Genomic DNA, 19,338 nt, shown 5'->3' on the forward strand with positions numbered 1-19,338 from the left:
CTAGCTCGTCTGCGTCGCCTCAACCCAGGCGAGGTATTCCTCGTCGATGTTTCCCGCGATGTATTCGCCGGTGAAGCAGCTCTCCTCGAGCTTGGTGACAGTGTCCTGGCCCGCGAGAATCGCGCGGTTCATGCCCTCGACAGTCTGGTAGATGAGGTGATCGGCACCGAGCTCGGCTGCGATCTCGGCTGGCGTCCGGCCGTGCGCGATGAGCTCATCGCGCGATGGCATGTTGATGCCGTACACGTGCGGGAAGAGCACAGGGGGCGCTGCCGACGCGAAGATCACGGAGCGAGCACCGGCTGCGCGAGCCATCTCGACGATCTCGCGCGACGTCGTGCCGCGTACGATCGAGTCGTCAACGAGCAGCACGTCTTTACCCTTGAACTCGATGTGCATCGCGTTCAGCTTCTGGCGCACGCTGCGCTTGCGCACCGCCTGGCCGGGCATGATGAAGGTGCGGCCAACGTAGCGGTTCTTGAAGAACCCCTCGCGGTATTCGATTCCGAGGTTGCGGGCGAGCTGCATCGCAGCAGGGCGGCCTGAATCAGGGATCGGCATGACGACGTCGATGTTGACGCCAGGCAGCTCCTCGCGGATCCGCTCGGCGAGCACGTCGCCCATGCGCAGTCGCGCGTCGTACACCGAGATGCCGCTGAGCACCGAGTCGGGGCGCGCGAGGTAGATGTACTCGAACGCGCACGGCACGAGGCTTGTGTTTGGGGCACACTGCTGCGACACCATGGTGCCGTCGCCGCGGATCAGGATCGCTTCGCCAGGCTCGACGTCTCGTACGATCTCGTAGCCGCCGGACTCAAGCACGAGCGACTCTGACGCGACGACCCACTCGTCGGTGCCGCTTTCAGAAGTGCGGTGCCCGAGCACGAGGGGACGGATCCCCTTCGGGTCGCGGAAGGCGACGAGGCCGTAGCCCGCGACGAGCGCGATCGCTGCGTAGGAGCCCTCGACGCGTTCGTGGAGCCGCGTCACGGCCTGGAAGACCTGTTCGGCGTCGAGCGAGAGCCCCTTGATGCTCGACTGGAGCTCGTTCGCGAGCACGTTGAGCAGGAGTTCGGTATCAGAGTGGGTGTTCAGATGGCGACGATCCACGTTGTAGAGCTCAGCGGTGAGCTCGCGGGTGTTCGTGAGGTTGCCGTTGTGGACGAGGATGATGCCGTAGGGCGCCCCGACGTAGAACGGCTGCGCTTCTTCTTCGCGGGCGGCGTCGCCCTTCGTTGCGTAGCGCACGTGCCCGAGGCCCACATTGCCCATGAGCTGGCGCATGTCGCGGGTGCGGTACGCCTCGCGAACCTGGCCCTTCATCTTCGACATGTGGAAGAAGTCACCCTCGAGGGTGGCGATGCCTGTCGAGTCTTGGCCGCGGTGCTGCAGAAGCAACAGGCTGTCATAGATTTGCTGGTTGACGGGTTCGGACGAGACGATACCGACGATGCCGCACATGTTGCGAGTTCGCTCCACTTGGGTAGATGTTGGCGCCAGACGACGCAGCTAATAGTTTCCCACAACTTCCGCCATGTAAATGATGGGTGAACGCAGTCTGCGCGAAAGGCGTGCCGATTCTCATGCCCACGGCAGGGTACCCTTATTACCGTGAGCGAAAACTCGTCGATCTATGCCCAGTCCGGTGTTGACACTGCCGCCGGAGACCTCGCTGTCGAACTCATGAAGTCGGCGGTTCAGCGCACCCACGGTCCGGAGGTGCTTGGAGGGGTTGGCGGCTTCGCCGGCATGTTCGACGCCTCGGCGCTGACAGGCTACAAGCGCCCGCTGCTTGCGTCGTCGACGGACGGCGTTGGAACGAAGGTCGCGATCGCTCAGGCGATCGACAAGCACGACACCATCGGTCAGGATCTTGTCGCGATGGTCGTCGACGACATCGTCGTTGTCGGCGCGAAGCCGCTCTTCATGACCGACTACATCGCCTGCGGCAAGGTCGTCCCCGAGCGGATTGCCGACATCGTTCGCGGCATCGCCGAGGCGTGCGAGGCGACTGGCACCGCCCTTGTCGGCGGCGAAACTGCTGAGCACCCGGGCCTGCTTGGCCCCGACGACTATGACGTTGCGGGCGCCGCGACGGGCGTTGTCGAGGCTGACCGCATGCTGCACCCCGGTCTCGTGCAGGACGGTGACGTCGTCATTGCGATGGCCGCGTCGGGGCTGCACTCGAACGGCTTCTCGCTCGTGCGCCACATTCTTACTGACAAAGGGATCGGGTACGAGCAGCACTCGGCCGAGCTAGGCGCGAGCTACGGCGAGGCGCTTCTGACTCCGACGGCGCTCTACACCGCGCCGCTGCTTCGCGTACTCGAGGATCCGTCGACGCAGGGCGCGATTCACTCGCTCAGCCACGTGACAGGCGGCGGTATCGCTGCAAACCTCGCACGCGTGTTGCCTGTTGGTTCGTGGGTTGAGGTCGACCGCTCGAGCTGGTCGCCCCTGCCCGTCTTTAGGCACCTCGCTGACCTCGGCGGTCACACGCTCGAATCGCTTGAGGGGGCATGGAACCTCGGCGTTGGCATGTTCGCAGTCGTCGCCGCGGACAAGGCGCCGCACGTCGCAACAGCCCTCACCGCTGAGGGGCTCGATCCCTGGATTGTTGGCACGGTCTCGACTGCTGCTCGCGATTTCACTGGTTTTGAGCAGGGCGCGAAGGGCGTTGACGGTGGCGCCGTTCGTCTCGTCGGCTCATACAGGGCTGCGTAGGCGAATCAGGGGGCGTGGAACCGTCGCGTATTCACGCGAAGGTTCGACGCTCCGCCGCCGAGCGGGTGAGACGCTCGTCAGACCGCCCGCGCGATGAGCGCGGTGGCGATCGCGGCGAGGCCCTCGCCACGGCCAGTGAAGCCGAGCTTGTCAGTAGTCGTGGCGCTGAGCGATACCGGAGCGCCAACAAGCTCTGACATGACGCGCTGGGCCTCGTCCCTGCGAGGCGAGAACTTTGGCCGGTTGCCAACCACCTGCACCGTGACGTTCACCGGCCGAAAGCCGTCGGCCGCGAGCTTCGCCAGCGCGAGCCTCACAAACCCGGTGCTCGCAGCTCCCTCGGTCGCGGGCTCGTCAACTCCGACGAGGCCGCCGATGTCTCCGAGCCCAGCCGCGCTGAGCAGTGCGTCCACTATCGCGTGGCAGACTGCGTCGCCATCGCTGTGACCCGAGAGGCCGGGCTCGCCGGGCCACAGGAGGCCGGCGAGGTGAAGTGGGGCCGACTCGTCGTAGGCGTGGACGTCGAAGCCCGATCCCACGCGAATGTCTGGAAGTGCCGTCATCGTGCGTCCCTGTTCGTGGCAGCGAGCAGCGCCTCAAGCAGGGTGAGGTCGCCAGGTGAAGTGAGTTTGTGTGCGAGGGGTTCGCCAGGCACCGTGCGGACAGTTCCGCCTGCGCGCTGCACGACCTCGGCGTCGTCTGTCGGCCGGCTGGCTCCGCCTCCCAGGGAACCGGTGCCGAGCCTGTCGTGTGCGGCGGCGAGAAGCTCCCGCGGGAAACCCTGCGGCGTTTGCACCGCCACGAGCGGCGCCCTGTCAACTGTTTCATGGACGATCGAATCGTCCCCAACGCGTTTCAGGGTGTCGACGACGGGTAGCGCCGGAATCACGGCGTTACCGGTCCGCCTGACCTCCGCAGCCACTCGCTCGAAGAGCGCGGCAGGGGTGAGCGGCCGGGCTGCATCATGCACGAGCGCAACATCGACGTACTCGGGGAGCGCGTCGACGCCGAACTTCACTGACTCGTGTCGCTCGCGCCCACCGGGGGTGACCGAGATTTCCCAGTTTCCGCCAGGCGCGGTTGCCCCAGCGACCTCCCTGAGTGTCTCGTCAGCGAGCTGCTCGGGGACAACGATCACCAGGTGGCCGCCCGCGGGGAGCGAGGTCACCGTGCTGATGCAGTGCTCGACGAGGGTGCGACCCCCGAGCTCGACGAATGCCTTCGGCTTTCCGGCGCCGAGGCGCTCGCCGCGCCCGGCCGCGACGAGCACGACGCCGATCCGGGACACCTCGTGCGGATCGCGCGAATTCGGTTGATTGTCTCGGGCACCTGTCATGCTACAAGCGTACCGGGAGGTGTTCCCGCGCCTCGTGAGCTATCCTTATTGACTACCCGAGCGGGAAACCGCCGGAACATCTGAATAGACATTTCAATATCCAGGAGGACACCGTGAAGATCGATCTTGCAATGCTGCGAGGGCTCGAACGCGAGAGGGAGATTCCTTTCGAGGAGCTCGCTGAGATTATTGAGCAGGCGATTCAGACTGCATACGTGCGTCACGCAGAGAACCAGGCGCTCCCGGTACCCGCGACTGAAGACGTGCGCGTCTCGCTGGACCGCAAGAACGGTGAGATTTCTGTGCTCGTGCCCGAGCACGACGACGACGGCAATGTCATCGGCGAAGCCTACGTGACAACCGACGAGTTTGGCCGGGTCGCGTCGAGCGCGGCGAAGCAGGTCATCAACCAGCGCCTTCGCGATATCTCTGACGACGCTGTCCTTGGCCAGTTCAAGGACAAGGAAGGCCAGGTCGTCTCTGGCGTCATTCAGCAGGGCCCGAACCCGCGTATGGTGCACGTCGACCTCGGCGAGGTCGAGGGAATCATTCCACCCGAGGAGCAGATCCCGGGGGAGGAGTACACGCACGGGGCTCGGATTCGCGTGTACGTGACGAGCGTGTCGAAGGGGCTCAAGGGGCCGCAGGTTGTTCTCTCGCGCACCCACCCGGGCCTCGTGCGCAGGCTGTTTGAGCGGGAGGTGCCGGAGCTCGGTGAAGGCCTCGTGGAGATCGTGTCGCTCGCTCGTGAGGCTGGCCACCGCAGTAAGGTCGCTGTCCGCGCAAAGCAGGCCGGCATCAACGCGAAGGGCACCTGCATTGGCGAGATGGGTAGCCGCGTCCGCGCGGTAATGAACGAACTCGGCGAAGAGAAGATCGACATTGTCGACTACTCGCCCGAGCTGCCGAAGTTTGTCGCAAACGCCCTCTCTCCGGCAAAGGTGACTGACGTGTTCATGATCAACGAATCGCTGAAGCAGGTTCGCGCGCTCGTGCCCGACTTCCAGCTGTCGCTGGCGATCGGCAAGGAAGGGCAAAACGCCCGCCTCGCCGCGAAGCTGACGGGCGCCAAGATTGATATTCAGCCCGACTCGATCATGAACGACTAGGCCCCGCGCCACGAAAACCTCGCGTGTCCCGGGCAGCGCGGCTGAAAAGCCGCCTGCCTGGGGATGCGCGCAGCGGGAAGCTGGTAAGATGGATCCGATTCGGACTTGCGTTGCCTGTAGAACACGGGCGGCGCGCGCGGAACTCCTTCGAGTGGTGGTGCGTGACGGTCATCTGATTATTGATGAACGTGCGGTGCTGCCAGGGCGAGGTGCCTGGGTGCACGAGACCGCAGAATGTATGAATCTTGCAGTGCAGCGTGGGACCTTCACGCGTGCACTTAGAGCGTCGGGGAAACTCGATGGTCAATCACTAGAGAACAGGCTGAAAACGCTGATGGACAAGTAATGAGCGGCTCACGATGAGACCCGTCCGTTAATTTTGGTTCTCGCCTGTCTGGCGTGAACCCAGACAGGAGAAAAGTGGCTAACCCACGCGTAAGCGAGATTGCCAAGAAGCTCGGTATCGAGAGCAAGAAGGCAGTCGAAATTCTGAACGATGAACTCAACGAGTTCGTCAAGACCCCGTCCTCGACGATCATGCCGCCTACAGTGCGCAAGCTCGAGGCGTTCGTCAAGGATCACCCCGAACTCGTAAAGAGCGACGAGGGTGTATCCGAGGCTGCCCCTGCAAAGGCCGCAGCCCCGAAGAAGCCAGGTGCGGCGCCGAAGCCCGGCCGTCCCGGCCCGAAGCCCGGCGCACCTGCCCCGGCAGCTCCGGTTGCTGAGACCCCCGCGGCTCCTGCAGCACCCGCTGCTCCCAAGGCGACCCCCGCTCCGGCAGCCCCGGCAGCGCCCGCTGAGGCCCCGAAGGGAGAAGCTAGCGCGAAGCCAGGTGCTCCCAAGCCCGGCGGCGCCGCGAAGCCAGGCGCTGCGAAGCCAGGCGCTGCGAAGCCAGGTGGCCCGCGCCCAGGCAACAACCCGTTCGCGTCAAGCCAGGGCATGGGTATCCCCCGCCCGCCGCGTCCAGGTAACAATCCGTTTGCGTCGAGCCAGGGCATGGGCGGCAATCGCCCCAACCCAGGCAATATCCCCCGTCCTGCCGCTCCGCGTCCAGGCGGGCAAGGTGGTCCCGGCGGTCGTCCAGGCGGCCCGCGTCCCGGTGGGGCTCCGCGTCCCGGTGGGGCTCCGCGCCCCGGTGGCGGTGGCGGCTTCAACCGTCCAGGTGGCGGCGCAGGTGGCCCCGGTGGCGGGTTCGGCGCTCCGCGCCCAGCAGGCGGGTTCGCAGGCCGTGGCCGTGGCGGTCGTGGCGCTGGCACCGCTGGTGCATTCGGCCGTGGCGGCTCCAAGAGCAAGGCTCGCAAGTCGAAGCGGGCGAAGCGGGCAGAATTCGAGATGCGTGAGGCGCCGTCGCTTGGCGGTGTCAGCGTACCCCGCGGCAATGGCTCGACTCCGATCCGTCTGCGCCGCGGCGCATCGCTCTCAGACTTCGCAGACAAGATTGATACGAGTGCATCGAACCTCGTGACAGTGTTGTTCCACCTCGGAGAGATGGCAACTGCGACCGAGTCGCTCGACCAGGCGACCTTCGAGATTCTTGGCGAGGAGCTGGGCTACAAGATTCAGATCGTCTCGCCCGAGGACGAGGATCGCGAGCTCCTTGAAGCCTTCGACATCGACATCGAGGCTGAGCTTGAAGAAGAGGGCGACGACGTGCTCAAGCCGCGTCCGCCTGTCGTCACCGTTATGGGTCACGTCGACCACGGTAAGACCCGCCTGCTTGACGCGATCCGCAAGGAGAACGTCGGCGGTGGCGAGGCCGGCGGCATTACGCAGCACATCGGCGCCTACCAGGTGCACACCGAGCACGAAGGTGTTGAGCGCGCGCTGACGTTCATCGATACACCGGGTCACGAGGCGTTCACCGCCATGCGTGCACGTGGCGCCCAGGTCACCGATATCGCAATCCTCGTGGTTGCGGCTGACGACGGCATCATGCCCCAGACGATTGAGGCGCTGAACCACGCGCAGTCGGCGAACGTGCCGATCGTGGTTGCGGTCAACAAGATCGATAAGGAAGAGGCGAACCCAGACCGGGTGCGTCAGCAGCTCACCGAGTTTGGCCTCGTGTCGGAGGAGTGGGGCGGCGACGTGATGTTCGTCAACGTCTCGGCGAAGAACAACGTCGGTATCACTGAGCTACTCGAGGCAGTTCTGCTCACCGCTGACGCCGGTCTCGACCTGCGCGCAAACCCAGACAAGGAAGCTCGTGGCGTAGCGATCGAGGCGAAGCTCGACAAGGGCCGCGGTTCCGTCGCGACAGTGCTCATCCAGTCGGGTACGCTTCGGGTCGGCGATGCGATCGTTGCAGGCACTGCCTACGGCCGTGTCCGTGCGATGCACGACGAGAACGGGGATCCCGTGCTCGAGGCGCTCCCGTCGCGCCCGGTGTCGGTGCAGGGTCTCTCGTCAGTGCCCCGCGCAGGTGACAATTTCATCGTCACATCTGAAGACCGTACGGCCCGCCAGATCGCTGAGAAGCGTGAAGCAGCGGAGCGCAACGCGATGCTCGCGAAGGCTCGCAAGCGCATCAGCCTTGAAGAGTTCACGAAGGCGCTTGAGGACGGCAAGGTTGAGTCGCTCAACCTCATCATCAAGGGCGACGTGTCGGGTGCCGTTGAGGCGCTCGAAGAATCGCTCATGAAGATCGAGGTGGACGATTCGGTCCAGCTCCGCATCCTGCACCGCGGCGTCGGCGCGATTACCGAGTCGGACGTGGATCTTGCAACGATCGACAACGCGATCGTCATTGGCTTCAACGTGCGCCCCGACGTCAAGGCTCGCGAGCGTGCTGCGCGCGAGGGCATCGATATCCGGTTCTACAACGTTATCTACAACGCCCTTGATGACATTGAGGCATCGCTCACGGGCATGCTCAAGCCGGAATACGAAGAGGTCCAGTCGGGCGTTGCCGAGATTCGCGAGGTCTTCCGCTCCTCGAAGTTCGGCAACATCGCCGGTGTCATCGTGCGCTCGGGCACCATTACCCGAAACGCGAAGGCCCGCGTCATCCGCGAGGGTGTCGTTATCGCCGATGGCCTCGCCATCGAGTCGCTGCGTCGCTTCAAGGACGACGTCACGGAGGTCAAGACTGACTTCGAGGCCGGTATCGGTCTTGGCAAGTTCAACGACATTCAGGTCGGCGACGAGATTGAGACCACTGAGATGGTCGAGAAACCGCGCGGCTAACACGTCGAGCTGAACGAGGGGCCGAGGAAGCGATAGCTTCCTCGGCCCCTCGCGTCTTTTCGGTGGCGTTTCGCGCCGTATGCTCGAAGCATGAACGATTCTGAACTTGTCACCCGTGTCCGTACCCTCGTCGAGACGATGTATGGCGGCTACATTGGCGGTGACCGCGGTGCGATCGACGCGCTCCTCGATCCTGATCTCACAATGTTTGACTCGGCGAGCCCTGCGCTCATCAGTGGTATGGACGAGCTGAACGCCGTGAGGGCGGCCCGTGGGACCGACAGTGACGACTCCCAGGAGGCGCGCACTGAGACCGCGCTGACAGCAGGGCGCTTCACCGCACGGCGCATCGGCGACGTGATCTCGGCGACCTGGTGGCTTCGCATCGACGCTGTCGACGCGAATGGCAAGCCGGTGATTCCCGAGGTCGTTCGAAACTCGGCTGTGCTTGTCGATACTGCCGGACCGCTCCGCATCGTGCAGCTGCACGAGGGAGTCGTGCAGCACTTCGGCGGGCCCGAGATCGCCGGCCTGCCGAACGTGTAACCGGTGAATGAGTGCAGCCGCAACGCCCCCGGCGCGGGTAGGCTTAGAACATGAGTAATCCACGTGCAGGGAAGGTTGCCGAGCGGATCCACCAGATCATCGCTCGCCGACTCGACAAAGGGCTCCGGGACCCGCGGCTCGGGTTCGTCACGATCACCGACGTGCGGGTGACAGGCGACCTGCAGAGCGCGAGCGTGTTCTACACGGTCTACGGTGACGAGGCAACGCAGACCGACACCGCGGCCGCGCTGAAGGCAGCGACAGGCATGCTCCGCAGCGAGGTTGGCAAGCAGCTTGGCACCAGGCTCACGCCAACGCTCGAGTTCATCCACGACGAGCTGCCGTCTTCCGCTGAGCACCTGAACGAGCTGCTCGCGGAAGCGAAGCGGCGCGACGACGCGGCTCGCGAGCTCGCCGTTGGCGCTACTTACGCTGGCGAAGCAGACCCGTATGAGAAGCCGCGCACTCTCGAAGACGCCGTGGAAGCCGACGATTTCGACGATGACGACGACAGCGAAATCGATGATGACTTCGACGAGGAGGACGAGGACGGCCTCGACGAAGAAGAGCTCGAAGACGACGAGGAACGCGACTAACGCTCCACAGCTCGTTCGGCCCCCTGGATGAATTTCCAGGGGGCCGATTGCGTGTGGCGGCGCCGGGCTGACCTACGGGGCGATCTCGTTTTCCTCGCCCGGTTCGACGTAGCTCGCGATGCGCGAAACGCCAATGACGGTGTCATCTTGCAGCTCGAGTTTCGAGCGGAGCGCGCGCCCCGCGAAGCCTGCGCGAAGATTCACGCGGTCCCACTGCTCGTCCATGATGAAGACAGTCTCAGTTGACTTGATGCAGTCCCACTTCGCGAGGTTTGTCGCGACGAGCTCGTGGATTGCAGCGACGTCAGCGGCGCGAACGAGCAGCATGCCGTCGTGGCTTCCAGCCGTCACTGCGAAGTACTCGAGTTCTTGGACAGTCGGGAGGCGTTCGCGAAACTCTTGCCACCGCTGCTGTTCGAGCGATACGAACACGAGCGCCGCAACACCGAAGCCGGCTGCGCGGAAGTCGAGCGTTGCTGTGAAGCCGGTAATGACGCCGGCCTCGACGAGCGCGTCGTAGCGCTGGTACGCATTCGACCGGGAGACCCCGAGTTGCTCTGCCATCGCGGCAATTGACAGTCGTCCGTCGCGCCGCAGCAGATCGACCATTTGAATGTGGATGTCATCGAGTTGCATTCTGTACTTTCAGTGTCGTTCTGCGCCGTTGCTAGGTGGACCTTCTGCAAAATATACACGTATAGTGCGGACATATTTCGTTGTCTGGTTTCCAAGTTGACACAATAATCCCGTATCGCGTAATTTCTGTACAGAGTTATCCAAAGAGGGATAGCACGATGGAAGGCCACAAATGAAGCACTCGATGAAGCGCGTTTTCGCCGCGACCGGCCTGGTCGCCGCAGCTGCGCTTGTCCTCTCCGGCTGTGCCGGGGGCGCAAAACCCGACACCGGTGAAGCAGCAGGAGGCGGCAAGTCAATCGTCGTCGATGCTTCCTTTGACCTGAAGACCGCAGACCCGGGTCGCCAGTACGAGACGACGGGCTCGATCGTCGCGAAGGCGCTCTACGAGACACTCCTCACGTTCAACGGTGAAGACGTCACCAAGCCAGTCGACGGCCTCGCAAGCTACGAGATGAACGAGGACAACACAGTCCTGACGCTCACGATGAAGCCCGGCGCGAAGTTCTCTGACGGGTCTGAAGTGACTGTCGACGACGCCGTGTTCTCGCTGACCCGTGTGCAGGGAATCCTCGGAAACCCGTCGTTCCTGCTCGAGGGCGTCAAGGTTGAAAAGACTGGCGACGACACACTGACACTGACCTCGGAGACTCCGAACCCCGCGCTTCCGTTCATTCTGCCGAACCCGGCGCTTTCGGTCGTCAACCAGGAGGTCGTCGAGGCGAACGGTGGCTCGGCAGACGAGTCTGACGACGCTGAGGCGTTCCTCAATGGCCAGTCGGCAGGCTCGGGCCCCTACACGCTCGAGTCATTCGACGCTGCGGCGCAGGTCGTCTTCAAGGCGAACCCCGAGTACACGGGCGACAAGCCTGCGTACGACCGTGTCGTGCTCCGCAACGTCGAGGGCCCCACGCAGAAGCTCAACGTCGAGAAGGGCGAGTCGCAGGTTGCGCTCGATCTGAACCCCGACCAGGTCGCTGAGCTCGCAAGCGCCGACGTGAAGGTTGTCTCGAACCCGTCGCGCTACATGATCTTCCTGCTGCTCAACCAGAACCCTGAGATCAGCGAGATCACAAGCAACCCCGACTTCCTGCAGGCAGTCAAGCTCGGGCTCGACTACGACAAGATCGTCAGCCTCGCGGGCGAGGGCTCGGTGCGACCGGGCGGACCGATCCCGTCGCTCTTTGTCGGTGCGATTGACGCGAAGCAGGGCAACCAGCGCGACGTCGATGCTGCGAAGGCTGCGCTGAAGAAGTCGGGCTACGCCGGTGAGAAGGTCACCCTGAACTTCCCGAACGACATCACCGTCCAGGGCCTGTCACTGCAGAACGTCGCCGAGGCCGTACAGGCACAGCTCAGCGAGGTCGGCATCGAGGTCGCTCTCGCTCCCGCTCCTGTCGCGACCGAGCTTGACGCGTACCGCAACGGCACCGAGACGATTGGTCTGTGGTACTGGGGCCCCGACTTCCCGGACGCTTCGAACTACACGGTGTTCTCGCCGGGTGAGCTCGTTGGGCTCCGCTCAGGCTGGGCTGCTGACGCAAACCCGAAGGTCACCGAGCTCTCGAACGCGGCAAAGGCTGCGACCGGTGAAGATCGCGCACCCGCCTACGAGGCATGGCAGGACGAGCTGAACGCGAGCGGCCCCTTCGTGCCGCTGCTGCAGCCCGCGCAGAACGTGGTCACGTCGCCGTCGATCGAGTCGATCACGACGAACCCCGTGTGGACAGTGGATCTTGCCCTCATCAAGTAACAACAGCACCGTCGCGATCCGGACGGCCGAACGTGCCACACGGCGGGGGATTCCCCCGTTCGTGCGGTACGTGGCCGTCCGGCTCGGCCTGACGGTCCTCCTCATGTTCGGGGTGACTATCGTCACCTTCGTGCTCACCAACCTTGTGCCTGCCGACCCCGTGCAGGCAGCGCTGGGCGAGCAAGCCGCCGCGAACCCTGAGATCGTCGCGAAGTTCCGCGCCGAGAACGGGCTCGACCAGCCACTCGTCGTGCAGTACTTCACGTACCTCGGCAACGTGCTTCAGGGAAACCTCGGCGTCTCAACGCAGACGCGTATGCCCGTCGCTGACGAGCTCGCGGCAGCTTTCCCTGCCACCATTGAGCTCGCGCTGTCTGCGATTGTGTTCTCAGCAATCATCGGCATCGGCCTCGGGCTGTGGGCAGCGCTCAAGCGCCGCACGTTCGTCGACCAGATCATTCGCGTCGTGAGCCTCATCGGGCTCAGCTGGCCGACCTTCTGGCTCGCGCTCGTTGTGTACTACGTATTCTTCTTCGTGCTCGGAATCTTCCCCGGCTCAGGCAGGCTCGATCCGACGGCGATCGCCCCGCCTCACGTGACGGGGCTCTACACGATTGACTCAATCGTTGCGGGCCAGTGGGGTACGTTCTGGGACGCGCTTTACCACCTCGTGCTTCCGGCTTCCGTGCTTGCCCTCTACACGATCGGCCTGCTGACACGATTCGCTCGTTCGGCGGTGCTCGAGGTCCTCGACATGGACTACGTGAAAGCCGCAACCGCGAAGGGGCTGCCGCGGCGCACAGTTGTGTTCGGCTACGTCCTGCGCGGCGCGATGGTGCCAATCATCACCGTGCTCGGCCTCGCGTTCGGATCTCTCCTGTCGGGCACAGTGCTCGTTGAGAAGGTGTACTCCTGGCACGGACTTGGCGAGTACTCGTTCTCTGCAGCTACAAAACTTGACCTGCCAGCAATCATGGGTGTTGGCCTCGTCGTCGGCATCGTCTACATCGGACTGAACTTCCTCGTCGATGTGCTGTACGGGGTCATCGACCCGAGAGTGAGGGTCTCATGAGCTCCGACATCTTGACCGAGCGCGCGAAAAAGCGCCGCTGGCTGAAGATTTCCCCGGCGTTTCGCACACCGCTCGCGCTCACTGGCGTCTCGATTGCGCTGATCTGGCTTGTCATCGCGATCTTCGCTCCGGCGATTGCTCCCTACGATCCGCTCGCGCAGGCGTTCGAACGCCTGCAGCCGCCGAGCGCTGCGCACCTGTTCGGTACCGACGCTGTCGGCCGCGACGTGCTCAGCCGAGTGATTAGCGGCGCGCGCATCTCGATGCCGCTCGCGCTTTCGCTCGTCGTCGCATCAATGATCGTTGGTGGCACGCTCGGCGCCATCGCCGGGTACTTCGGCAAAGCCGTCGACGAAGTGATTATGCGTATCGCTGACCTCGTGTTCGCGTTTCCGACGATCATCCTCGCGATGGTCATCACCGCGGCGCTTGGCCCGAGCCTCACGAACGCTGTCATCGCGATGCTCATCGTCTCGTGGCCCGCCTACGCTCGTGTGACAAGGTCGCTCGTGCTCTCCGCGCGCACTCAGGAGTACGTCATTGCCGGGCGCCTGCTTGGCAACGGCCCGTTCACGTCGCTTCGGCGCGACATCCTCCCGAACGTGCTCTCGCCCGTGTTCGTGCTCGCGATGCTCGACGTGGGAACCGCGATCCTGCTGCTTGCTGGCCTGAGCTTCCTCGGGCTGGGCGCGACCCCGCCGACGCCCGACTGGGGCGCGATGGTCTCTGACGGTGTGCAGCAGTTCTCGTCGTGGTGGATCGCAGCCTTCCCCGGCCTCGCAATCTTCACGGTCGTCATGGCGTTTAACTTCATTGGGGATTCGCTGCGCGACTCCCTCGATCCGCGTGCACAGGACGCGGTGCAGGGGAGGGCAATGTGAGCCACTCAACAGTTACACACGACGGCGCACGCGAGGTGTCGGTCGACGAGGGGCTCGCGATCCGGGATCTCACCGTCGCGATTGGCGAACGCGAGATCCTGCACGGCATCAGCATCGACCTCATCCCGGGCCAGATCACCGGCCTCGCCGGCGAATCAGGATCGGGCAAGTCTCTCACCGGGCTTGCAATGCTCGGCCTGCTTCCCGCGAATGCGCGAACGGGCGGCGAGATCCGGTTCGGTGGGCGCAACGTGCTCACCCTTCCCGAGCGCGAACTCGGCAAGATCCGCGGCCAGGGTATCGGAATGGTGTTCCAGGATCCGACAGCGAGTCTGCACCCGATGCTCACCATTGAGCGGCAGTTGACCGATCACCTCCGGGCCCACACCGGGGTGTCGAAGGCCGAAGCTCGCGAGCGTGCGCTCGAGGCGCTCGGCAAGGTGAAGGTGCCGATGCCCGAGACGGCGCTGAAAAAGTACCCGCACCAGTTCTCTGGCGGGCAGTTGCAGCGCATTGCGATCGCTGTCGCGATTATTTGCGAGCCGAGCATCCTCATTGCAGACGAACCGACGACGGCGCTTGACGTCACCGTGCAGGCGGGCGTCTTGCGACTGCTTCGCCAGCTCTGCGACGAGATGGGACTCGCTGTGATGCTCATCACACACGATCTCGGCGTCATGTCGAGCCTCGCCGACCGCATCTCGGTGCTGCGGCAGGGGGAGATTGTGGAGGAGGGGACGCGGTACGACGTGCTGCGAAACCCGCAGCACGAGTACACCCGTGCGCTCATCGAGGCGCTCCCAAGCCACGAGGGAGCGGGAGCCGGCCCCGTCGCCGCTGTCGATGCGGCGGGCAACGAACAGGAGGCGGATCATGCCTGAGCAGAACTCACAGTCAACGAACCCGGCCCTGCTCAGGATCGACTCGCTTTCGGTGCAGTACAAGCTCCCCGGCAGGGGCGTACTGACCGCGGTGAACGACGTGAGCTTCGAGCTGCCCTCCAAGCGCGTGCTTGGCCTCGTCGGGGAATCTGGCTGCGGCAAGTCGACGCTTGCCCGCGCGGTGTGCGGCCTCGAGCCGATTCACTCGGGCAGCATTCGCTTCAACGGTGAGCCCATTCGCACGCTCGGGATGCGCACGCGCCCGAAGGATCTGCTGCGCATTCAGATGGTGTTCCAGAACCCGTACGCTTCGCTGAATCCGCGGCGCACGGTTGGCGCGCAGATCGCCGATGGGCTGCGTATCAACCCGCAGAAGGACTCCTGGTCTGTCGCTGGTCTCCTCGAAGAGGTTGAGCTGCCGAGCGATGTGCAGAGTCGGTTCCCGCACCAGTTCTCTGGCGGGCAGCGGCAGCGCATCGCTATCGCTCGCGCAATCGCGTCGGGGCCGCAGCTGCTCATCGGCGACGAGCCCATCGCATCGCTTGACGCGAGCCTCCAGGCGAAGGTTGCGAGCCTCATGCGGCGACTCGCTCTCGAGTCGGGAGCGTCGATGCTGTTCATCAGCCACGACCTCGCTGTTGTGCGCACAATCGCAGATGAAGTTGCGGTCATGAACAAGGGCGAGATTGTCGAGCACGGACCTGTGGAACAGGTGTGGCGTTCGCCGCGGGACCCGTATACGCAGCGCCTACTCGCGGCGATCCCGGCAGTCGACGGCCTTGGCACACTGCCGGGCCTGCCCGACGCCGCGTAGGGAAACGGGGCCCGGGCGCCACTGCGCCGCCGGTAGCCCTACAGCCAAGACACTGCAGGCTTCCTGCCCTGGGGGACACCCCGGGCAGGAAGCCTGCAGTGTCGTTGAAACCGCCGCGCGCTAGAAAGCGCGCTAGAAAGCGCGGTAGAAGCGCCTGCCCTCGACTCTCGGCGGCAGCGCCAGCAGCACAATGTGGGCGATCCACCCGAATCCCGGAACCAATATCACGAAGAACAGGGGGCCTGGAAGGTTTGCGTCGTGCAACCGCCGCCAGGTCACCGCAAGCGTCGGCACAATGAGGCCGAGCCCCGCAACGGCAAGCACAAGCCCGAGCATTCCGTTCACGACGGCTGCAGCCTGGTACGAGGCTCCCGATATGGCGTATGAAGCGGTTTCGATAATGTTTGTGAGAATGCCCGCGACGAACCACAGTCCGAAGCATGCGAGCATCACCCACCAGTACTCGCTGCGTGACGCTCGTCCCGAGAACGACGCGTAGTTCTTGAAAAAGCGAACGATTGCCTGCGCGAAGCTCGCGCCGTACAGCGGGCGCGCCAGATCGTCGGGCGAAGCGGCGCCGTCAAAGGGCTCCCCGGGGCCCGGGATCGCGAACCCTGGCGGCAACGCGGGCGGTGGGGCGTAGGGTGGCGCCTGCGGTGGCGCGTAGCTGAAGCGCTGCGTCGGCTGCTCGTGCGGCTGCACCGGCTGCACCGGCTGCACCGGCGGCGCATAGCGCGGGCGAGTGGGCCCCACCTCGAACCCGTGATGTTCTGGTGTGCCCGGTGTCTCTGCCATCTGAAGCCTCTCTTCGGAGTGTCTCCCTAGATGCTACGGGGTACTCATCATGCGGGCGCAGCCAACAGCTCGGCGTGAGGGGCTGCGTGACGCCGCGTGGGGTCGGCGACGAAGCACGCCTCCAACCCCGCGAGCGTTCAGACTGTCAGCGGATCCGCAGCGGGAAAGCGGATGATTTGGCGAAGCGCCTCACCGTCTGCGAGCGCGTCCATTGCCTCGTTGATGTCGTCGAGCTCGATTGTCGCCGAGATGAGCGCCTCAAGCCCGAGCTTGCCCTCTCGCCACAGCTGCGCATAGCGGGGGATATCGCGACTCGGGACGGCTGAACCGAGGTAGCTGCCAATCACTGTGCGGGCCTCGGCGGTGAGCGTCAGCGGTGAGATCTCGCTTCGCGCATCAGGGGCAGGAAGCCCGACTGTGACAGTGCGCCCACCCGGGGCTGTGAGCTCGTACGCCGACTCAAACGCGCGCGGGTGACCCGCGCACTCGATGACGACCTGAAACCGGATTCCCCGCTCGAGCGCCTCCTGCGGCGTGAGGCACTCGACAGCGCCGGCTGCGGCTGCGCCGGGAAACTTGCCCGCGTTCGCGTCGATGCCGACGACGGGGTGCCCCTCTGCGACGGCGACGAGAAGCGCCGCCATGCCGACGCCTCCCAGCCCGACGACAGCTACTGTCTCGCCCGCAGCGGGCTTGCCAGCGTTGACGACCGCGCCGCCGCCAGTGAGCACAGCGCAGCCCAGCAGGGCGGCGATATCGGCAGGCACATCGTCATCGACTGCGACGACACTGCGCGCATCAACAACGGCGTGCGTCGCGAACCCTGAAACACCGAGGTGGTGGTTGAGCGGGGCGCCTCCGTCGAACAGGCGCACGTCGCCGTTCATGAGCGTGCCCGCGGAGTTCGCGAGTGTGCCGGGTTCGCAGGGGAGCAGTCCGTCGGTCTTGCAGGCTCGGCAGCCGCCGCAGCGCGGCAGGAACGTCATCACGACCCTGCGCCCCACGAGGCCGTCGTCTGCCGCGGACCCGACTGCCTCTACTCGGCCGGCAGCCTCATGCCCGAGCAGCATTGGCAGCGGTCGCGGCCTGTTGCCGTCGACAACTGAAAGATCCGAGTGGCAGATGCTTGCGGCTTCGATGCGCACGAGAAGTTCGCCAGGGCCTGGCGCCTGCAGTTCGAGATCACGGATCTCGATGGGGCGGGAGGTGGCCCAGGGCCTGGGGCTGCCTGAGGAAGTGAGGACTGCGCCACGAATATTCGTCATTGAGAATTCCTTCGGTTCGGAGACAGACGTACGTGACACTCGGGAGCCGAATAGTAGCGATTCCGCTCACAGTGCTCGCGCACGAAAGAATGAGACGCGTGATTCTGGAGGTCTAGAACGCTGAACCCATAGTACGAAACTTGCGGGTCGGAGAAAAGCCCTCGGAATCGTTTTCGGAATTGACGGCGGCGAGCGTTCGGTGCTAACTTCAGGGCAACAGGGCAAGAATCAAAGAATTCCTGGTATGGAGTCTTTGTCTTGCCCTCTTTCTGTTGTGACCCCTTGCCAGGTATGACAGAGAGGTCATTTTCATGGCAACACAGATACTTCGCGGGATCGGCGATGTCGTCTCGTACATCGACTCGCGTACGCAGATTCGCGGCCGTGCCGGCTGGATCTGGTGGCTCGCCCTCGGCGGGCTCTTCCTTGACGCTTTCTCGAACTCGGCGCTCTCTGCGGGCCTCGGCCCCATGACGAAGGACCTTGAGCTCAGCGCGGGCCAGATCGCACTGCTCACCTCGATGGCGTCCTGGGTCGCACTCGTGTTCAACCCGATCGGCGGCTGGCTCGCAGACCGCTTTGGCCGCGTCGGCCCGTTGCTCGTCGCGAAGGTACTCGCAATGGCGGGTGCGTTCATCGCTGCCTTCGCTCCGAGCTTCGAGTTGGTCGTGGCCGGTCGTTTCTTTGTCGGCGCCGCATACGGCATCGACTTCGCGATCGCTATGGCCCTCCTCGCGGAGTTCACCCCAGCTCGGTTCCGCGCGCGGATCAACACGTGGCAGGGCATCTGGTACACCGCAGTATCGTCGAACCTCATCCTCGCGATCGGCTTCCACAACATGAATGTTGGCGATTCGATTTGGCGCTATGCCGTCGGCACAGCCGGCATCGTCGCGCTGCTGCTCTTCATCGCCCAGGCGGTGAAGCTCGTCGAGAGCCCGAGCTGGTACGCGCGAAAGGGCAGGCTCGATGAGGCCGCGCGATCGATGACCAAGATCTACGGCGAAAAGTTCGAAGCGGCTCCCGAGGCCGAGCGCATCCCCATGGAGGGCGTTGCGACCAAGGGCATTGGCAACGTCGCGCTCATCTTCCGCGGTATCTACCTGCCGCGCACGATCCTCGCGTCGACGGTGCAGATGGGCCAGTCGCTGCAGTACTTCGCCGTCGGCTGGTACCTGCCGATCATCTCGATCGCAATCTTTGGCGAGGGCGACTTCGTGCTCGCCACGGTTGGCACGCTCGTCTTCAACGCGTTCGGCATCATCGGCGGCTTCACCTCGCCGCTCATCGCGAAGAAGCTCGGCCTTCGCCGCGCCTCGGCGATCGGCTTCTCGCTCGTGTTCGTGATGCTCGTCATTCTCGGCCTCGCATTCGACACGATGCCGCTGTGGCTCGCGTTCATCGTGCCGTCGCTGTTCATCCTGTTCCACTCGGGCGGGCCCGGCGCGAACGGTAAGAGCCTCTCGACACTGTCGTTCCGCAGTGAGCTGCGTGCGACAGCCAACGGCTTCATCGGCGCGATCGGCAGCCTCGGCGCGGCCCTCGGCCTCGTCGTGTTCCCGATCCTTAAGGAAGATCTCGGGCTCGGCCCGACGTTCCTCATCCTCTCGGCAGTGCCGTTCGTCGCGGCAATTATCTGCTGGGTGATCAAGTGGGAGCCGAGCCGCGCTGACTTCAACCCGGACGAGGAGCCCGAGGCCCCGCAGTTCCGCGACGCAGTCACCACTCGCTAAGACAACGACGC

General features: G+C 64.4%; 18 protein-coding genes. 12 read left to right on the forward strand and 6 right to left on the reverse strand.

What is annotated here, in order from left to right:
• Nucleotides 1–1,461 (reverse strand): amidophosphoribosyltransferase, encoded by a 1,461-nt coding sequence (gene purF, locus ACF07D_RS13445; protein ID WP_391505263.1) that lies wholly within the window; start codon nucleotides 1,459–1,461, stop codon nucleotides 1–3.
• Between the two features lie 150 nt (nucleotides 1,462–1,611).
• Between purF and purM the strand changes: the two genes are divergently transcribed.
• On the forward strand, nucleotides 1,612–2,724 hold the full coding sequence (gene purM, locus ACF07D_RS13450) for a phosphoribosylformylglycinamidine cyclo-ligase (protein ID WP_391505245.1): 1,113 nt from the start codon (nucleotides 1,612–1,614) through the stop codon (nucleotides 2,722–2,724).
• 77 nt (nucleotides 2,725–2,801) lie between these two features.
• Here purM and ispF read toward each other — a convergent pair whose 3' ends face one another.
• Entirely contained in the window at nucleotides 2,802–3,287 is a 486-nt protein-coding gene (gene ispF, locus ACF07D_RS13455; RefSeq protein ID WP_119281318.1) for a 2-C-methyl-D-erythritol 2,4-cyclodiphosphate synthase, read from the reverse strand.
• Entirely contained in the window at nucleotides 3,284–4,060 is a 777-nt protein-coding gene (ispD, locus tag ACF07D_RS13460) for a 2-C-methyl-D-erythritol 4-phosphate cytidylyltransferase (protein ID WP_391505246.1), read from the reverse strand. The genes ispF and ispD overlap by 4 nt, the downstream gene beginning before the upstream one ends.
• Before the next feature lie 113 nt (nucleotides 4,061–4,173).
• On the opposite strand from ispD, the gene nusA reads away from it, so the two are divergent.
• The 5 genes from nusA to rbfA all read left to right on the forward strand — a co-directional run bounded on the left by nusA (nucleotide 4,174) and on the right by rbfA (nucleotide 9,497).
• A complete protein-coding gene (nusA, locus tag ACF07D_RS13465) occupies nucleotides 4,174–5,169 on the forward strand; it encodes a transcription termination factor NusA (protein ID WP_119281316.1) in 996 nt (331 codons plus the stop codon).
• A gap of 88 nt (nucleotides 5,170–5,257) precedes the next feature.
• Nucleotides 5,258–5,515, forward strand: a complete 258-nt coding sequence (locus ACF07D_RS13470) for a YlxR family protein (RefSeq protein ID WP_119281315.1) — start codon at nucleotides 5,258–5,260, stop codon at nucleotides 5,513–5,515.
• A gap of 74 nt (nucleotides 5,516–5,589) precedes the next feature.
• Nucleotides 5,590–8,355 (forward strand): translation initiation factor IF-2, encoded by a 2,766-nt coding sequence (gene infB / locus ACF07D_RS13475; protein ID WP_391505247.1) that lies wholly within the window; start codon nucleotides 5,590–5,592, stop codon nucleotides 8,353–8,355.
• Between the two features lie 90 nt (nucleotides 8,356–8,445).
• Nucleotides 8,446–8,901: a nuclear transport factor 2 family protein gene (locus ACF07D_RS13480; protein ID WP_391505248.1), complete on the forward strand. Its 456-nt coding sequence runs from the start codon at nucleotides 8,446–8,448 to the stop codon at nucleotides 8,899–8,901.
• Nucleotides 8,902–8,951: 50 nt separating this feature from the next.
• Nucleotides 8,952–9,497 (forward strand): 30S ribosome-binding factor RbfA, encoded by a 546-nt coding sequence (gene rbfA, locus ACF07D_RS13485; protein WP_119281312.1) that lies wholly within the window; start codon nucleotides 8,952–8,954, stop codon nucleotides 9,495–9,497.
• Between the two features lie 72 nt (nucleotides 9,498–9,569).
• Here the strand turns inward: rbfA and ACF07D_RS13490 are convergent, their stop codons facing one another.
• The gene (locus tag ACF07D_RS13490) at nucleotides 9,570–10,133 is read right to left on the reverse strand and encodes an Lrp/AsnC family transcriptional regulator (protein WP_119281311.1); all 564 of its coding nucleotides are present in this window, start codon (nucleotides 10,131–10,133) and stop codon (nucleotides 9,570–9,572) included.
• Nucleotides 10,134–10,317: 184 nt separating this feature from the next.
• Here ACF07D_RS13490 and ACF07D_RS13495 point away from each other — a divergent pair, with 184 nt between their 5' ends.
• From ACF07D_RS13495 to ACF07D_RS13515, 5 genes are all read left to right on the forward strand, one after another.
• Complete coding sequence (locus ACF07D_RS13495; RefSeq protein WP_391505249.1) at nucleotides 10,318–11,886, forward strand: ABC transporter substrate-binding protein; 1,569 nt, start codon at nucleotides 10,318–10,320, stop codon at nucleotides 11,884–11,886.
• Nucleotides 11,887–11,956: 70 nt separating this feature from the next.
• On the forward strand, nucleotides 11,957–12,958 hold the full coding sequence (locus tag ACF07D_RS13500) for an ABC transporter permease (RefSeq protein ID WP_255809720.1): 1,002 nt from the start codon (nucleotides 11,957–11,959) through the stop codon (nucleotides 12,956–12,958).
• A complete protein-coding gene (locus ACF07D_RS13505) occupies nucleotides 12,955–13,839 on the forward strand; it encodes an ABC transporter permease (protein WP_255809009.1) in 885 nt (294 codons plus the stop codon). Before ACF07D_RS13500 ends, ACF07D_RS13505 begins: the two co-directional genes overlap by 4 nt.
• A complete protein-coding gene (locus ACF07D_RS13510) occupies nucleotides 13,836–14,720 on the forward strand; it encodes an ABC transporter ATP-binding protein (RefSeq protein WP_391505250.1) in 885 nt (294 codons plus the stop codon). Before ACF07D_RS13505 ends, ACF07D_RS13510 begins: the two co-directional genes overlap by 4 nt.
• A complete protein-coding gene (locus ACF07D_RS13515; RefSeq protein WP_255809012.1) occupies nucleotides 14,713–15,534 on the forward strand; it encodes an ABC transporter ATP-binding protein in 822 nt (273 codons plus the stop codon). Before ACF07D_RS13510 ends, ACF07D_RS13515 begins: the two co-directional genes overlap by 8 nt.
• Nucleotides 15,535–15,666: 132 nt before the next feature.
• Here the strand turns inward: ACF07D_RS13515 and ACF07D_RS13520 are convergent, their stop codons facing one another.
• On the reverse strand, nucleotides 15,667–16,329 hold the full coding sequence (locus ACF07D_RS13520) for a DUF805 domain-containing protein (RefSeq protein ID WP_391505251.1): 663 nt from the start codon (nucleotides 16,327–16,329) through the stop codon (nucleotides 15,667–15,669).
• 137 nt (nucleotides 16,330–16,466) lie between these two features.
• Nucleotides 16,467–17,594 carry an alcohol dehydrogenase catalytic domain-containing protein gene (locus ACF07D_RS13525; RefSeq protein ID WP_391505252.1) on the reverse strand — a complete coding sequence of 376 codons (1,128 nt, stop codon included), beginning with the start codon at nucleotides 17,592–17,594 and terminating at the stop codon, nucleotides 16,467–16,469.
• A 311-nt stretch (nucleotides 17,595–17,905) separates the two neighbouring features.
• On the opposite strand from ACF07D_RS13525, the gene ACF07D_RS13530 reads away from it, so the two are divergent.
• Nucleotides 17,906–19,327, forward strand: coding sequence for an MFS transporter (locus tag ACF07D_RS13530; RefSeq protein ID WP_391505253.1), 1,422 nt, complete (start codon nucleotides 17,906–17,908; stop codon nucleotides 19,325–19,327).
• The last annotated feature ends 11 nt before the right edge of the window (nucleotides 19,328–19,338 follow it).

Origin of the sequence: Leucobacter sp. NPDC015123 (assembly GCF_043080205.1) — a bacterium.
GTDB classification, from domain to species: domain Bacteria; phylum Actinomycetota; class Actinomycetes; order Actinomycetales; family Microbacteriaceae; genus Leucobacter; species Leucobacter aridicollis_A.

Excerpts from the sequence above, each read along its gene's own strand:
- ACF07D_RS13505 (WP_255809009.1), top strand. The coding sequence starts at position 12,955 with ATGAGCTCCGACATCTTGACCGAGCGCGCGAAAAAGCGCCGCTGGCTG.
- rbfA (WP_119281312.1), top strand. The coding sequence starts at position 8,952 with ATGAGTAATCCACGTGCAGGGAAGGTTGCCGAGCGGATCCACCAGATC.
- ACF07D_RS13515 (WP_255809012.1), top strand. The coding sequence starts at position 14,713 with ATGCCTGAGCAGAACTCACAGTCAACGAACCCGGCCCTGCTCAGGATC.
- ACF07D_RS13530 (WP_391505253.1), top strand. The coding sequence starts at position 17,906 with ATGGCAACACAGATACTTCGCGGGATCGGCGATGTCGTCTCGTACATC.
- ispD (WP_391505246.1), bottom strand. The coding sequence starts at position 4,060 with ATGACAGGTGCCCGAGACAATCAACCGAATTCGCGCGATCCGCACGAG.
- ACF07D_RS13495 (WP_391505249.1), top strand. The coding sequence starts at position 10,318 with ATGAAGCGCGTTTTCGCCGCGACCGGCCTGGTCGCCGCAGCTGCGCTT.
- ACF07D_RS13520 (WP_391505251.1), bottom strand. The coding sequence starts at position 16,329 with ATGGCAGAGACACCGGGCACACCAGAACATCACGGGTTCGAGGTGGGG.
- purF (WP_391505263.1), bottom strand. The coding sequence starts at position 1,461 with ATGTGCGGCATCGTCGGTATCGTCTCGTCCGAACCCGTCAACCAGCAA.
- ACF07D_RS13470 (WP_119281315.1), top strand. The coding sequence starts at position 5,258 with ATGGATCCGATTCGGACTTGCGTTGCCTGTAGAACACGGGCGGCGCGC.
- ACF07D_RS13490 (WP_119281311.1), bottom strand. The coding sequence starts at position 10,133 with ATGCAACTCGATGACATCCACATTCAAATGGTCGATCTGCTGCGGCGC.
- ACF07D_RS13480 (WP_391505248.1), top strand. The coding sequence starts at position 8,446 with ATGAACGATTCTGAACTTGTCACCCGTGTCCGTACCCTCGTCGAGACG.
- ACF07D_RS13525 (WP_391505252.1), bottom strand. The coding sequence starts at position 17,594 with ATGACGAATATTCGTGGCGCAGTCCTCACTTCCTCAGGCAGCCCCAGG.
- ispF (WP_119281318.1), bottom strand. The coding sequence starts at position 3,287 with ATGACGGCACTTCCAGACATTCGCGTGGGATCGGGCTTCGACGTCCAC.